Origin of the sequence: Bradyrhizobium sp. LTSP885 (assembly GCF_000938305.1) — a bacterium.
Taxonomy (GTDB): Bacteria; Pseudomonadota; Alphaproteobacteria; order Rhizobiales; family Xanthobacteraceae; genus Bradyrhizobium.
Window position 1 is genome coordinate 1 of the sequence record NZ_JYMT01000036.1, and the last position, 13954, is coordinate 13954.

The 13954-nt window shown below is 62.6% G+C and carries 16 protein-coding genes and 1 pseudogene; 11 read left to right on the forward strand and 6 right to left on the reverse strand.

The annotated features are described in order from the left end of the window. Positions 1-2: 2 nt before the first annotated feature. Positions 3-866, reverse strand: a complete 864-nt coding sequence (gene istB / locus UP09_RS22570; protein ID WP_044536175.1) for an IS21-like element helper ATPase IstB — start codon at positions 864-866, stop codon at positions 3-5. Beyond that, positions 796-2365 (reverse strand): annotated as a pseudogene (istA, locus tag UP09_RS22575) (IS21 family transposase). The gene istB and the pseudogene istA overlap by 71 nt, the downstream one beginning before the upstream one ends. A gap of 217 nt (positions 2366-2582) precedes the next feature. On the opposite strand from istA, the gene UP09_RS22580 reads away from it, so the two are divergent. The 7 genes from UP09_RS22580 to UP09_RS22610 all read left to right on the forward strand — a co-directional run bounded on the left by UP09_RS22580 (position 2583) and on the right by UP09_RS22610 (position 5372). Then, a complete protein-coding gene (locus UP09_RS22580; protein WP_044540497.1) occupies positions 2583-2924 on the forward strand; it encodes a helix-turn-helix domain-containing protein in 342 nt (113 codons plus the stop codon). A gap of 32 nt (positions 2925-2956) precedes the next feature. Continuing rightward, a complete protein-coding gene (locus UP09_RS22585) occupies positions 2957-3379 on the forward strand; it encodes a hypothetical protein (RefSeq protein WP_044540498.1) in 423 nt (140 codons plus the stop codon). Positions 3380-3391: 12 nt separating this feature from the next. Further along, positions 3392-3694, forward strand: a complete 303-nt coding sequence (locus UP09_RS22590; protein WP_044540499.1) for a hypothetical protein — start codon at positions 3392-3394, stop codon at positions 3692-3694. A 19-nt stretch (positions 3695-3713) separates the two neighbouring features. After that, complete coding sequence (locus UP09_RS22595; protein ID WP_044540500.1) at positions 3714-3983, forward strand: hypothetical protein; 270 nt, start codon at positions 3714-3716, stop codon at positions 3981-3983. 2 nt (positions 3984-3985) lie between these two features. Then, the gene (locus UP09_RS22600) at positions 3986-4492 is read left to right on the forward strand and encodes a hypothetical protein (RefSeq protein ID WP_044540501.1); all 507 of its coding nucleotides are present in this window, start codon (positions 3986-3988) and stop codon (positions 4490-4492) included. 189 nt (positions 4493-4681) lie between these two features. After that, positions 4682-4972: a hypothetical protein gene (locus UP09_RS22605; protein WP_156164732.1), complete on the forward strand. Its 291-nt coding sequence runs from the start codon at positions 4682-4684 to the stop codon at positions 4970-4972. Positions 4973-4991: 19 nt separating this feature from the next. Then, entirely contained in the window at positions 4992-5372 is a 381-nt protein-coding gene (locus UP09_RS22610) for a response regulator (protein ID WP_044540709.1), read from the forward strand. 220 nt (positions 5373-5592) lie between these two features. On the opposite strand, the gene UP09_RS22615 is transcribed toward UP09_RS22610, so the two are convergent. From UP09_RS22615 to UP09_RS22620, 3 genes are all read right to left on the reverse strand, one after another. Further along, positions 5593-5781, reverse strand: coding sequence for a hypothetical protein (locus UP09_RS22615; RefSeq protein WP_044540503.1), 189 nt, complete (start codon positions 5779-5781; stop codon positions 5593-5595). 94 nt (positions 5782-5875) lie between these two features. Beyond that, the gene (locus UP09_RS37090) at positions 5876-6088 is read right to left on the reverse strand and encodes a hypothetical protein (protein ID WP_082070245.1); all 213 of its coding nucleotides are present in this window, start codon (positions 6086-6088) and stop codon (positions 5876-5878) included. 386 nt (positions 6089-6474) lie between these two features. Beyond that, positions 6475-7863, reverse strand: coding sequence for a tyrosine-type recombinase/integrase (locus UP09_RS22620; protein WP_044540504.1), 1389 nt, complete (start codon positions 7861-7863; stop codon positions 6475-6477). Positions 7864-8332: 469 nt separating this feature from the next. Here UP09_RS22620 and UP09_RS22625 point away from each other — a divergent pair, with 469 nt between their 5' ends. From UP09_RS22625 to UP09_RS22640, 4 genes are all read left to right on the forward strand, one after another. Further along, entirely contained in the window at positions 8333-8551 is a 219-nt protein-coding gene (locus UP09_RS22625) for a hypothetical protein (RefSeq protein ID WP_044540505.1), read from the forward strand. Between the two features lie 148 nt (positions 8552-8699). Continuing rightward, a complete protein-coding gene (locus UP09_RS22630; protein WP_044540506.1) occupies positions 8700-9056 on the forward strand; it encodes a hypothetical protein in 357 nt (118 codons plus the stop codon). A 91-nt stretch (positions 9057-9147) separates the two neighbouring features. After that, the gene (locus UP09_RS22635) at positions 9148-10098 is read left to right on the forward strand and encodes an aldo/keto reductase (protein WP_044540507.1); all 951 of its coding nucleotides are present in this window, start codon (positions 9148-9150) and stop codon (positions 10096-10098) included. A gap of 205 nt (positions 10099-10303) precedes the next feature. Next, on the forward strand, positions 10304-11980 hold the full coding sequence (locus tag UP09_RS22640) for a carbamoyltransferase family protein (RefSeq protein ID WP_044540508.1): 1677 nt from the start codon (positions 10304-10306) through the stop codon (positions 11978-11980). Between the two features lie 243 nt (positions 11981-12223). Here the strand turns inward: UP09_RS22640 and UP09_RS22645 are convergent, their stop codons facing one another. Next, a complete protein-coding gene (locus UP09_RS22645; RefSeq protein WP_044540509.1) occupies positions 12224-13891 on the reverse strand; it encodes an ATP-binding protein in 1668 nt (555 codons plus the stop codon). Positions 13892-13954: the final 63 nt, after the last annotated feature.

Sequence of the window (13954 nt, forward strand, 5' to 3'; positions counted from 1 at the left end):
TGTCAATCGGCGTTCAAATTTGACCCCGCATCGGCGTCCAATTTTGACCCCTTTGGGCGACGGGTTTTGGCGGTAGCGCTCGCGCCGTCGGAGCTGGTCGGGGTTGCGGAGACGGTGCGAGCGCGGGTTGCGTGATCGTCGTCGCGGCTCTTGAAGCGCCAACTGTCGTTGCCGGTCTCGACGATATCGCAATGGTGAGTCAGACGATCGAGCAGCGCGGTGGTCATCTTTGCGTCGCCAAATACGCTGGGCCATTCCCCGAAGGATAGGTTGGTGGTGACGACGATCGACGTGCGCTCGTAGAGCCGGCTGACGAGATGGAACAGTAGCTGGCCGCCGGATTGAGCAAACGGAAGGTAGCCGAGTTCGTCGAGGACAATGAAGTCCATCCGGGTCAGATGCTCGGCGATGCGACCCTGCCGTCCATTGCGGGTCTCGATCTCCAGGCGATTGACGAGGTCGACTACGTTGTAGAAGCGGCCGCGGGCACCAGATCGGATGCAGCTTCTGGCGATGGCGATGGCCATATGTGTTTTGCCGGTGCCGGTACCGCCGACCAGGACGGCGTTACGTTGCTGGGCGATGAAGCCGCCGCCGGCGAGATCATTGACCAGCGTCTGGTTGATAGGAGTGCCCTCGAACTGGAAGTCCTCAAGGTCCTTGGCCAGCGGCAGTTTGGCGATGGTGAGCTGGTACTTGATCGAGCGCGCCTGCTTCTCGTTGATCTCGGCGTTGAGCAGGTCGCCGACAATGCGTTGAGGTTCGTGCTGGCGTTTGACAGCGGTCGCCATGATCTCATCGAAGGCGGCCTTCATGCCGTAGAGCTTGAGCTCGCTCATGAGGTCGAACAGTTGAGTACGTTCCATCAGATGGTTCTCCTGAGGTTGTCGTAACGGGCACAGTCGGCGATCGGGGCATGGCGCAATGTCAGCGCAGCCGGGGTGAGGATGTTGGCCGGTGGCGCAGGATCACGCTGGCGGGCCAGGATGTTGAGCACGACATCGGCGGAATGAACGCCGTGAGTGATCGCCTCGGCGCAGGCGGCTTCGACGGCCGGCAAGCCGTCGGTCAGAACTGCGTTGAGGATGTCGACCATCTGCCGATTGCCATCGTCGGCGCTGGCGAGCTTGCGCCGTACACGTTCGATCGCGGCCGGCAGTACCCAGTCCTTGAAGGGAGCGCCGTTGCGCAAGGCACCGGGTTTGCGAGCCAGCACCGGCACGTAATGCCAGGGATCGTAGACGGTATCGCCGCGGCCGAACGAGCGAGCATGCTCGGCAACGATGCGCCCGTCCTGGCGGATCACAATGCGGTCGGCGTAGGCGTGAACCTCGACAGGCCGCCCGACAGCGCTGGCCGTGACCGAGTATTTGTTGTTGTCGAAACGCACCAGACAGGTCTTCGAGACCGACGCCGGCACCGCGTGGAATCCGTCGAACCGGCCGGCATAGGGAACGAGCTTCGGTCGCTCAGCTTCGAACACCTCCCAGACCGTCTGTTCGATCAGTTCCGGATGCCGGTGCGCTTTGGCGTAGGCGATGCACTTGTCCAACAGCCACGCGTTCAACTCGTTGAGGGTTTTGAACCGCAGCCGTGGCGTGAAGAAGCGCTCCCGGACAAGTCCGACCTGGTTCTCGACCTGACCCTTCTCCCAGCCCGACGCTGGCGTGCAGGCAACCGGATCGACCAGGTAGTGGCTGCACATCTGCATGAAGCGGCGATTGTAGAGACGCCCTTTGCCGACGAAGATGGTCTCCACCGCCGTCTTCATGTTGTCGTAGATGCCGCGTCCGCAGGTGCCCTTGAACAGAGCAAATGCCCGGTCGTGGGCGTCGAACACCATCTCCTGTGTCTCGCGCGGATAGCACCGCACAAACAGCATCCGGCTGTGACAGAGCCGGACATGGGCGGCCTTCACGATCACCGTTACGCCATTGAGCAGGACGACCTCGTGGCTCCAGTCGAACTGATAGGCTTCCCCAGGCGCAAAGCTCAGCGGGACATAGGCTGCAGCCGTCGATTGCCCACGCTCTTGGCTCCACCGCCTGGCGTAACGCCGAACGGTATCGTAACCGCCATCATAGCCGCGCCCGCGCAGCTCTTCGAAGATCCGGATCAACGTCAACTGTTCGCGAGCAGCCTTAGCTGCGTTCCCCGCAAGCAATCCGTCGAGCTCCGCTGCCCATCGTCCCAGCTTCGGCCGCGGTTGGACAACACGCTCGTACTCGAATGAGGTCTCTCCCGACCTCAGCACCTTCCGGACCGTGTTCCGCGACACCTTCAGGTCCCGGGCGATCTCCTTGATCGTCTTGCCCTTGATGAAGTGTTCGCGCCGTATCCGGGCAATTGTCTCCACGACCAGCATCCCCGACCACCTGCTTCATTACAAAGCAGGCAGCGCAACAGACCAACCTGTAGGGGGTCAATTTTGGACGCCGATCCCCCGGCTTAGGGGGTCAATATTGCAGGCCGAATGACATCCGGGGTTGCCATGGTCCGGGGGTCCGCGCGAGCGTGCTCGTTGAGGATATTTGCAGAATCGGAATCGCCGTTTGGTTATTGCGAGAGGCCGACAAATAAGCGTGCTCGCCAACAAATACCCGGCTCGGCCGTCGCCCGACGACACGGCGCAGCGGATCGATGAGCTTGCCGGTATCGTCCGCTTGCAGGGGGCGATCATCAGCGAGCTTGCGGAGTCGAATGCCGAACTGCGGCAGGCGGCTGGGCTTGACCCGGCGAGGCCGACGATCGACGCGACGACGGTTTGGCGATCGATCCAGCAAATTGCTTTTGCGACAGGCTATAGCGAAACGCAGGTTCGGGAACTGATCGCGCAGAAACGGATCGTCGCGCAAAAAGTCGGCGGGCGCTGGTTCATCGATGTGTCCAAGCCGATGCCGCACAAGCGCGAAATCTCGCCCTAGCCGCGCTCCGCTCGCGCCGCTACGTCAGCACCATGGCAAACCACGCCCTCGATGCCCTTGAAGTCGCCCTCGATAACGCCGTCGCTGCTGCCGTCGATGCGCAGGCCGCCGTCGATCGCGCCCGCGCACGGGCTGGCATAGCGAAGTCGGCGCCTGCGTTCGTGACGGCTGCGCGGTTGGTCGCCGAATTGTCGGCGGCATACGATCGGCACAACGCCGAGTCGCGCATTGAAATGAGGGAAATGATGAAAGCGGTCATCACCGACTGCCGCATCCGCTGGGATCGCAGCTACCAGCCGACCGGGCTCGAAAAGGCGATGATGGGATGGCCGGCGGCGTTCAAGGCGCTCGACAAAACGCACTCGATTCCGAGCGCGGCGGACAACGTCGTGAAGTTGCAGACCGCCGAACAAATCATTGCCGCTGGTCGGCGGCGGCGCGGCGAGGAGACCTAAGGAGCAAAGCAAATGTTGACCTCAACTTTCTCGAACACGAACGGCGTTCTCGCCGCTGGAGTTGGCGCCGTGATCTGCCCGGCGCCGAGCGCGCCGGTCTCGCAACTCACGATCAGCAACGTCGGCGCCAACGGAATGACGATCCGCTACGGCGCCGCGCCGGCCGATCCGTTGGACGGCCAATCGGTCGCGCCTGGCGCCGTGGTGACACTGACGGGCGAAGCGATCAGCCAGTCCGATGCGCTCTATGCCGTCAGTGTCGCAGGGACGAGCTACAGGATATCGATCGGCGCCGCGCTCGAACCGCGCGCGTGACGATGAAAGGAAAAGGGTGATGCAGAATTTTAAGAGATTGGCGTCGTTGACGCCGCAGGAAGTGGCCGCGTTGACGCGAGACGCGCCGACCGTCATCACGCGCGGCGCCGGGCTTGGCGTCGACGCTGCCGAATACGAGACCGCCGCCAGCGACCCGGCAGGAACGGCGCGCAGGATCGTCAAGGCCGCGAGGACCCGCGATGCCGGCGGCCCGACGGCGCCGCAGATGGGCGATGCCGCGCAGGCGATCATCGACGCCGGCAAGCGGCGGCGAGCGGAAGGAGCCTGACCATGCAGATTTACCACCCGAAGAACATTTTTCCGATCCAGATGCCCGGCCCGGACGATCTCGCTGCGCTGCTCGTGATCTCGCGCAACCAGTTGTTCCCCGATGCGAAGCCGCTGGCCGATGGCGACGCGCGGGAATATCTCCAGCAGTTCGCCATGGCGTTCCAGTTCGTCTCGACGCTGCGGCGCGTCGATGATTTCCAGGGTCGTCTTGGTGATTGGTACGCTAGGGCCGAAAGCTGGCACGCCGAGCGCGGCAACACGGCGGCCTCGGTCTCGCTGGCACCCCTCATGTGTGCGGTTCTGGCCGCTGGCGATATCCGCTGGCAGGCGCCACCGGATCGCTGGCCGCATGACGTGCTCGCCGGACTGGCGTGGTCCGGTGGGGCCGTGGCGACTCCGGCATGGCGGGACGTGCTCCGGACGAAAACGTGTCGACCCATGGTCCCGGTCAAGCTGGAACGACATTCGGCCCCGCATCCGTTGATCTACAGCCCCGGCGCGGGCTGATGAAACGTTTCCGGCGCGGGGTGTCTCCTGCTCGCGCCGGTCAGGCCGTCGCCTGAGTGACACGACGGCCGATCACCGGCAGCGCGGCCCTATCGGCGGCTAATTTCGCCCGGTCACTGAGACGTTGCCCGGTCGATCCGTCGCAGGGGGTGTCTTGAAACGACGACTCGGTCAAGTAAGACGGGATTAGTGGTCAATATTGACCAGCCGGATATGAGCCACACGGCTATGGTGAGCCCCATGCCCATTTATTGCTTTTCGATTCACAACGCCGATGGCAGCGACTACGAGTTCGGCGGACGCATGGCGCTGACCAACGACAATGCAGCGCGCGCCTTCGGCAAGGCAATGATTCGCGATTTGATGCGCGGCGACCCCCCGCGATATGCGGGTTGGACCATGGACGTTGCTAAGGGCACGCGTCCGGTTTGCAGCATTCCTTTTCCCCCGGAACGAATCCCGTCCGCTGCACTTGGATAGCGTTCGCACGGAGTTTGTCATGGTGACCTCAGCAACCAAGCGGCCCGTTGTTCTTATCGTCGAAGATGAATTTCTGCTGCGAACGGACGCGGCGGAGATGATCGGTAACTCTGGCTTCGACATTGTCGAAGCTCACAACGCCGACGAAGCGATCGCGGTTCTCGAAGCGCGCCCGGACATTCACGTCGTCTTTACCGATATCCAAATGCCCGGCTCAATGGATGGCGTGAAGCTCGCCAGATTTGTTAGGGGTCGATGGCCGCCGATCAAGATCGTCGCGACCTCCGGCTTCGTAAACGTAGGGACCGACGACTTGCCGGAGGGAAGTCGCTTTCTGTCAAAGCCCTACCGCGCGGATCAAATCGTCGCGGCGCTTCGCGAACTGACCGCTGCGGCGTGAGGCGCCAACAATCGGTTGGGTGCTCAGAAGTGCCCCGCCACCCCTGGCGCGTCCATTTTCCCCGGTCACCAACCGCCAGCCCTCTCGATCCGCCGCACGTCGACTGACCGGCGGCGCTGATCCGCGCGCGATGAGCAAAAGGCCGAGCTGGCGGATCGCCGCCGCTTCCGCCGTTGCCGTACTCGAAATGAAAGAGGCCGCCTCAGTTGGCGGCCTCTGGCTAGGAAATGCTGGCTGGCGGCTGGCGCACGGCGATCTCGCGCTCGACCATCGATACCAGCAAACTCAAATGCTCTGCCAATCGTGAAAATAGCTCTCGTTTTGAAGCATCGGTAGCCAGGTCACGGATAACGGCGCACTCCGAAGCGTCGCAGCGGAGCTTCTCCAAGTAAGCCTGTATGTCCTTCATTTTTGTTTTGTCCCTCTACGGGGGACTATAGGCCCCTCAGGAGCGAAGGGTGCAGAACATTGCCCGGGCCATTAGTCCTACCGAGAACGCGGGCTTATTCACTGTTCTGTTCAAAATTGACCATCCGGGGCGACATTAGCCATTCGGACATGTGTGCTGCGGCGTCGTTGCGCCGTGCCCTGCGCAACAACTCTTCTCGTTCGATACATGGTGGAAGTTGCTTCGCGCGTTCGCGCAGCTCTTTGGCTTCCTCAATTAGTCGTTCTTCGAGCGTTTGAATATGCTTCACCCGGAGCCGTCGTTGCATCGTTCTTCCCCTTTGCTGTGGTTCCGTGCCCGGAACGGGGACTCTAATTGTCAGGTGAGCGTAAGGTTCCCAGCCCTGCGCAACTAATGCCTACATAAGAGGCTACGCAGTGCGTATAGGGAACGAAGCCTCAGTATTCGTACTGAGAACGCCGCCTAAGTAATTTAGGACACTTTCAAAATCGAATTAGGACACCGGGGGTCAAATACGGACAGCACCCACCCGACCTATAGGAACGTATAGTGACCTTGGATCAATTCGGGAACGCGGCAGGGTTCGAGGGGGGCATTTCGGCCGGCCAAACGGGGCTGGTTTCCCGGATCGGCCGATCGTCCGGGGCCAAGGTTGGCGAAGCCGCACTCTTTCACGATGGTAGGTGATGACTGTCAGGCTGCAAGAGGCACTTCGGTTGCCGTAGGCTCGCCCACGATCCGCCGCAACTCGACGGCCCACCTATCGAGCACTTCGCGTTTCTTCGTGACGACAATGCGTGTGGCGCGATTGTAGACCTTGCGGGTGACCGCTGGCAGTGGCTTGCCGTTCTCGTCCTTGTTGGCCTGATGGTCGAGGCAGAGCGCAATGCTACCCTCCGATAGGCCAAGTTCACCGCACATCGTCGCCGCCGTCCGCCTCAGATCGTGTGGCGTGAACGGCGCGAGCCCAAGCAGTTCGCAGATTCCCGGCGTGCGTGCGACTCGCTTGCCGTTCTTCGTCACCTTAGTCCCGGTCAGCGCGCCCGACATCGCTAGGCGAGCCAGCGGTGCGTCACCGAAGCGGCCCGTGAAGGCATACTCGTAATTGCCCATCGCCTCCGCAATGATCTCCAACGCGAGATCGCTGAGCGGCTGGTTGATCGGGCGCCGTTTCTTGACCCGCCGCGCCGGGATGTCGACCGTGCCGTTTTCTGCATTCAGTTCATCGCGGTGGATCGGAAGCATCTCGCCCGAGCGCAGCATGGTGACAAGCGCGAACTTGATCGCCAGCCGGGTCCTTCGATCCCAAGGCATATCCTCGCGGTCGAGACCGTGCCACAGCGTCCTAATCTCGTCCTCGGTCAGGACGCGGTCGCGCGGATGCTCCTCGTCGAGCTTCGGCAGATTGATGCAGGGGCTGGCGGTGACGTAGTCGCGGCCAGCTTCCGCCGCCCAGTTGAACAGGCCCGAGGCAGCGCGCCGCATGTGGCGGGCATTGCTCACCGATGGCTTGCCTCCGTGCCTACCCGCCACGATGTCATTCGAGAGCGTTGCAATGTCGTGCTTGGTGACTTCGCTGGCGAGCTTCTTGCCCAGCCGGGGGCTGAGGAAGTTACGCAAATGGCGCGCGACATTCTCCCAGCTTTCGATCCGGGGGCGCTCTTCACCGTCCGCCTTGCGAACGGGGGTCTTCATCCATTCGATTCGTTCCTCGATGATCTCGTCCACGGTCTTGCCCTGTCTTGCCCGCTGGGCCTTGTGCTGGCGAAGGGTCTCGGCAACGTTCTCGCCGTTGCCGATCCGGTTTTTCACGGCATAGACGGCGGTGCGGGCATTCTCGACCGTGAAGCCGGGGCAATAGACGCCAAGCCATTTGGTGCGTTGCTTCCCGGTCGTCCGGTCAGTGAACTTGAAATTGAAGGTTGCCACGCCGGAAGGGATGACGCTGACGTAAAGGCCCGGGCATTTGCGGTCGTAAACCTTGGCCCGCCTATCGACCCGCTTCTCGCAATGCCGGTCGGTGAGGATCACGCTGCCATTACGCATGCGCTTGGTGGCGGGCTCGGTGGTGATATCGCTCATGGTTTCTGTCCTAGGGTTTGGACCGGGCCTTGGGCCGGGCCCTGGAAATGGCGAAACCCGCAGAAATGCCATGCATCAGGCTAGCGCAGAAATCCTTGTTTTAAAGGGTTTTCTTAGCTTCGGCGTGTTTCACCGAAGACCAAAATATAGACCACACGACTTCACCGTCCGCCTCACGCGCTCTCGTCAGTTGCGCAATCAGCGGCCACCGCATCCCACCGCGCGTTCGTGACGTGCGCTCGCCCCTCAATCGGGTGGGACGGGGATATCTATATCACTGAGTTGCGATACTGAAAATCAGAATATTTTTATCGCCGAGGCTTGACAGGTTTTTGGTGAGTTGCCCGTCGGGCAATCGGTTCCGTCAGCTCGCGCAGGTTTGCGACGTTTCGCGCCGGAACCTGTCCGATGCCTCCCGAGTTAAGCTCGCAGCAGGGGGCAGTTGCACGACAACGCGGCGACCAAACCAATGAAGAATTTTTCCGATGCTGCATTCTCTCCCGAAGTGATCGCGCTGATGACGCGGGCGCTGGAATCGTCGGTTGCGACGCTGCCCGATCCCGTCAGCACATCGCATATCAATGTGATCGCGGAATCGATCCTGCGCACTGCCAATGACGGCGAACGGGAGGTCACAGCCCTCCAGCGAGTCGCGTTGCTGGAGCTTGCGCTGGCGCCGCGCGATTAGAGGCCCTTTCGCGGCGCCCCACTCGCTCGTCGGCGCTCTGGCAGACATTCGTCAAGGCAGGCGCTGACCGAAATTGAGCTGCGGTTCGCCTCAATCCTGCCCCGACACGCTATGATAGTTCCTTGTATTCATACACGGAGCCATTGCCATGCCAATTTTCAAGCTGCCGCTTTCCGGCGATGTTGTGCAGAACATCAGCCCCTTCACTGCGTTCATGAGCCCGATCGGAAGCCAGTTCGGCCTCATCAACATCACGCTCGGCAAGTCGTCGGCGCCCGAGGTGGAGTCCGACGTGCTGTCTGATGTCGGTACCTACGGGAAGCAGATCGGCCAGATCGGCGACGCGCTGCTGGTGCTGATCGAACGCATGCCGAAGAGCTACGGACTCGATGACGAGCCTGCCATCATTGCGCTGAAGCAGATGCTCGACGAGGTCACCAAGATCAAGACGCGGCACAAGCGGCCGAAGCTGCAGCGTGCGCACACGCACGAGACGACCGCCTGAACGTCCCGGGCCCGGTGGCCTTGCAAACAAGGGTGATCTGCCTCAATGTTCTCCTTTCCGTGCTTCCCATCACAACAAGTGAAAGAAACTCATGAAGCATCGCCCGCTCGGTCGCTCCGGCCTCACCGTCCCCACCTTCTGCTTCGGCTGCAATGTGTTCGGCTGGACGGTCGACGAGACGTCGTCGTTTCGGTTGCTCGACACCGTGCTCGACCACGGACTGACGTTCCTGGATACGGCAGATGTCTATTCGCGGTGGGTGCCGGGCCATGACGGCGGCGAGTCCGAGGTGATCATCGGCAAATGGATGAAGGCGCGCGGCAACCGCAACCGTATCATCCTCGCGACCAAGGTCGGCATGGATATGGGCAATGGCAATGTCGGGCTGAAGCCGGACTACATCGCCCGCGCTGTCGAGGACTCGCTGCGGCGGCTGCAGACCGACACCATCGACCTGTATCAGTCCCACAAGGACGACGAAACGACGCCTCAGGAAGAGACGCTTGCGGCCTACGACAGGCTGATCAAGGCCGGCAAGATCAGGGCGATCGGCGCATCGAATTTTTCCGCGGAGCGGTTGAAGGACGCCCTCGACATTTCGGCGAAGAACGGGCTTCCGCGCTACGACAGCATGCAGCCCGAATACAGCCTGATGGAGCGAGCAAGCTACGAAGGCGCGCTGCAAAATGTCTGTGAGGACAACGATGTCGGCGTGATCACGTTCTTCTCCCTCGCCGCGGGATTTCTCACCGGCAAGTATCGCTCGGAGGCCGACTTCGGCAAGAGTCCGCGCGGGGCGCGCGGCATTCCAAAGTACATGACTCCCCGCGGCATGCGCATCCTGGCCGGCCTTGACGAGGTCGCAGCCGAGACCGGCACTGAGCCTGCCGCGGTCGCGCTCGCCTGGCTGATGGCCAAACCGTCCGTCACGGCGCCGATTGCCAGTGCGACCAAGCCCGAGCACGTTGCCACGCTTGTCGCGGCGACCAAGCTCGAGCTTACGAAGAGTCAGGTCGAACGTCTGGACGCAGCGAGCGCCTAGGACAGATTTTCAGCGTCGTCCCGGCCTAGTGCGCAATTGCGCACGGGAGCCGGGACGACGCGTGGAGAGAACTATGCGCGACCCGCAGGCTCCTTTCGGGCTACGGAAAGTCAGCAGTAGCCTGAGCCGTCGCCGCGATACCACCTGACACGTCCGGACACATTGGATAACATTCTGCAACGACAAGCCTATGGGAGGTTGCAGGGTGAACGTCCTTGGAATCAATTCGGTGTATCACGAGTCCGCCGCCGCGCTGCTGGTCGACGGCAAGCTCGTCGCGGCCGTCGAGGAGGAGCGGTTCAACCGCATCAAGCGCGCCAAGCAGGCCGAATTCGACAATCCGCATCAACTGCCCGAACGCGCGGTCCGCTTTTGCCTGAAACACGCCGGCCTCACCGCGCGCGATATCGATCAAGTCGCGTATTCGTTCGATCCCAAGCAGCGGCGGAAGCGATATCGTCCCGAGTGGTGGGATCCGCGGCTGGAGGAGACCTTTCGGTTGCGGCTGGGTCAGGTGCCCAGCGCGATCGACGACCTGCTTGGACGTTCGCTCGGGCAGAGACTGCATTTCGTGCAGCACCACCTCGCACACGCCGCGTCCGCGTACTTCCCGTCGGGCTTCGATCGTGCGGCCATCCTCACCATCGACGGCATCGGCGAGACGGCGGGCACCTCGCTGGCGAAGGCGGTCGGGACGCGGATCCAGACCGTCGAGACATTCGAATATCCGCATTCGATCGGTTTCATCTGGGAGGTGTTCAGCGGTTATCTCGGCTTCTCGCATTACGACGCCTCGAAGGTGATGGGCCTGGCGGCTTACGGTGATCCCGAGGTTTACCGCGATCCATTTCAATCGATCATGCGCTCCGACGGGGTGAACTACGGGGTCGCGCGCGAGTTTCTCGGCGTCGAGCCGGGCAGGTTCGCCCGGATGGAGGCCATCTTCGGCCCGCCACGGCACGAGGACGCTGAAATCCTGCCGCGGCACGCCGACATGGCGGCAGCATTGCAGGCGGCAACCGACGCCGCGATCACGGCCGTGGTCCGGCGCATCAAGCACAGGGTGCCATCAGACAATCTGTGCCTTGCCGGCGGCGTCGCGCTCAATTGCGTGACCAACGATGTGATCAGGCGCTCCGGTGAATTCGCCAATGTGTTCATTCCGTCAGCGCCGCACGACGCCGGCACCGCGATCGGCGCCGCCTTCGTCGTGCATTGCGCCAAGCAGAAGCGCTCCCCCGAGCGCGGCAATTTCACGCCGTATCTGGGGCCCGCATTCAAGCGGCGCGAGATTCTGGCGGCGGTCAAGTCGACCGGCTTCAAGGCGCGGCACAGCAAATCTCCGGCGCGCGACGCCGCCGATATGATCGCCGACGGCAAGATCGTCGCCTGGTTCCAGGGCCGCATGGAGTTCGGGCCGCGTGCGCTGGGCAACCGTTCACTGCTCGCCGACCCGCGGCGGCCGGACATGCGCGCGATCCTCAATCAAAAGGTCAAGCACCGGGAAGATTTCCGGCCGTTCGCGCCGAGCGTGCTGGCGGAGCACGCCGAGGAATGGTTCGATGTCGGCGCGCAGACGGCAAGTCACGAATTCATGCTGTTTGCATGTCCGGTCAAGGCCGACAGGCGCGATCTGATCCCTGCCGTCGTGCATACCGATGGCAGTGCCCGGGTCCAGATCGTCAGCCGCAAATCAAATCCGCGCTTTCACCAGCTGATATCCTGCTTCTTCGCAAAAACCGGCGTACCGCTCGTCGTCAATACGTCCTTCAACGACAGCGAACCGATCGTTTGCACGCCGAACGACGCGATCGTCACGTTTCGCAAGTCGGGCATCGACGCGTTGTTCATGGATGATGTGTTTCTGACGGGCGTGGATTGACGATCTGTCATTTATAGCCCGCATGAGCGTTAGCGACATGCGGGGACACTGACCCCGGATATCGCGGAGCCTGTCATCGGGCGCGCATTCGCGCGACCCGTTGGCTCATCCCGGCTACGGTCCCTGCGTCAACTCTATCCCCGTCATTGCGAGCGAAGCGAAGCAATCCATCGCGCCACAAGTGGAGACATGGATTGCTTCGTCGCTATCGCTCCTCGCAATGACGGGAGAGATAGATTCGGCCTATCCCCCCACCGCGCCGCTTGCCTTCTCCCGCACGACCTCCGCCTCACCCTCGCGCAGCGCGACGCGCAGCATGCGCGCGAGTTCGGCGCGGCTGTAGGGCTTTGCCAGGAACAGGATGCCCTCGTCGAGCTTGCCGTCATGGTCGATGGCGTTCTCGGTGTAGCCGGAGGTGTAGAGCACGCGCAGGCCGGGCCGCCGCCGCTCGGCCTCGGTGGCGAGGTCGCGCCCGTTCATCAGCCCGGGCATGATGACGTCGGTGAACAGCAGGTCGACCGGCGCACCGCTCTCCAGCACGGCGAGCGCCTCGGGTCCGTTGCTGGCTGACAGCGTCGTGTAGCCGAGGCTCTCGATCTGGGTCAGCACATAAGAGCGCACCAGCCTGTCGTCCTCGACGACGAGCACGATCTCCTGCGCGCCGCGCAAATCCGGCTGCCGCGGCTGGGCGATGCCGGCCTGCGAGGTCACGGCGGCGCGCGGCAGATAGAGCATGACCCTGGTGCCGCGGCCGACCTCGCTGTCGAGCACGATGTGGCCGTTGGACTGCTTGACGAAGCCATAGACCATGCTGAGCCCGAGCCCGGTGCCTTTGCCGACCTGCTTGGTGGTGAAGAACGGCTCGAACACCTTCGCCAGATCCGCCTCCGCGATACCCTCGCCGTTGTCGATCAGCGTGATCGCGACATAGTCGCCCGCGACCAGCCCGTCATGTCCATGCACGTCGGCGGGCTTGAGCTCGGCGGCGCAGGTTTCGATCCTGAGCGTGCCGCCCTTGCGCACGGCGTCGCGCGCGTTCAGCGCCAAATTGATGATCGCGGTGACGAGCTGATTGGAATCGACCAGTGCGCGCGGCAGACCGGGCGCCGGGCGGAAGTCGATGTCGACATGGTCGCCGATGGTCGGCCGCAGCAGCTCGATGGCGTCGACGATCAGCGCGTTGACGTCGACATCGGTCGGCTGCAGCGGCTGCCGGCGCGCGAATGCCAGCAGATGCCGCGTCAGCGACGCGCCGCGCTCGGCAGCTTCGCGGATCAGGCCGGTGATCTCGGCGAGTTGCCGGTTGTGCGTCACCGCATCGGCGAGGATGTCGATGGTGCCGGTGATGACGGTCAGGATGTTGTTGAAGTCATGCGCGATGCCGCCGGTGAGCTGGCCGACCGCCTCCATCTTCTGCGCCTGGCGGATCTTGCTCTCATTGGCCTCGGCCTCGCGGAAGCGCTGCAGCTGGACTTCCGAGCGCTGGCGCTGCCGTCCCTCCTCTGCAAGCGCAACATGCGCCTCGCGCAATTGCGCTTCGGTCGGGATCGCCAGCACTTTCGGGATCAGTGGCCACAGCAAGGCCGCGGTGATGATCGAGGCAATCGCGGTCAGTGCCTTGAGCAGGCCTTCGATGCCGTAGATCGGCACCCACAGCGTATAGATCGAGAACACATGGGTGAGCCCGCAGGCGAGGATGAAGGTGGCGAACGGCCAGGCCATCCAGCCGAACTGGAAATCGCGGCGCTTGGAGACGACAATTGCGAGCGCAAACGGAATCGAGAAATACGAAGCGGCAATGATCGCGTCGGACATGACATGAAGCCAGATCAGCTCCGGCTCCCACAGCAGACAGATGCCGTGAGGCGAGAACGTCGACGAGTCCAAGAGACGCTCGAGAAAACTCCACATGGGTCCCTCCGGGCGTGACCGATCCGCGGACACACCTGCCCGCGAATCACCTGCCGATCATAG

Bases quoted from the DNA above. Each gene is read 5' to 3' on its own strand.
- istB (WP_044536175.1), bottom strand. From the start codon at position 866: ATGGAACGTACTCAACTGTTCGACCTCATGAGCGAGCTCAAGCTCTAC.
- UP09_RS22585 (WP_044540498.1), top strand. From the start codon at position 2,957: ATGGCAAACCACGCCCTCGATGCCCTTGAAGTCGCCCTCGATAACGCC.
- UP09_RS22590 (WP_044540499.1), top strand. From the start codon at position 3,392: ATGTTGACCTCAACTTTCTCGAACACGAACGGCGTTCTCGCCGCTGGA.
- UP09_RS22595 (WP_044540500.1), top strand. From the start codon at position 3,714: ATGCAGAATTTTAAGAGATTGGCGTCGTTGACGCCGCAGGAAGTGGCC.
- UP09_RS22600 (WP_044540501.1), top strand. From the start codon at position 3,986: ATGCAGATTTACCACCCGAAGAACATTTTTCCGATCCAGATGCCCGGC.
- UP09_RS22610 (WP_044540709.1), top strand. From the start codon at position 4,992: ATGGTGACCTCAGCAACCAAGCGGCCCGTTGTTCTTATCGTCGAAGAT.
- UP09_RS22615 (WP_044540503.1), bottom strand. From the start codon at position 5,781: ATGAAGGACATACAGGCTTACTTGGAGAAGCTCCGCTGCGACGCTTCG.
- UP09_RS37090 (WP_082070245.1), bottom strand. From the start codon at position 6,088: ATGCAACGACGGCTCCGGGTGAAGCATATTCAAACGCTCGAAGAACGA.
- UP09_RS22620 (WP_044540504.1), bottom strand. From the start codon at position 7,863: ATGAGCGATATCACCACCGAGCCCGCCACCAAGCGCATGCGTAATGGC.
- UP09_RS22625 (WP_044540505.1), top strand. From the start codon at position 8,333: ATGAAGAATTTTTCCGATGCTGCATTCTCTCCCGAAGTGATCGCGCTG.
- UP09_RS22630 (WP_044540506.1), top strand. From the start codon at position 8,700: ATGCCAATTTTCAAGCTGCCGCTTTCCGGCGATGTTGTGCAGAACATC.
- UP09_RS22635 (WP_044540507.1), top strand. From the start codon at position 9,148: ATGAAGCATCGCCCGCTCGGTCGCTCCGGCCTCACCGTCCCCACCTTC.
- UP09_RS22645 (WP_044540509.1), bottom strand. From the start codon at position 13,891: ATGTGGAGTTTTCTCGAGCGTCTCTTGGACTCGTCGACGTTCTCGCCT.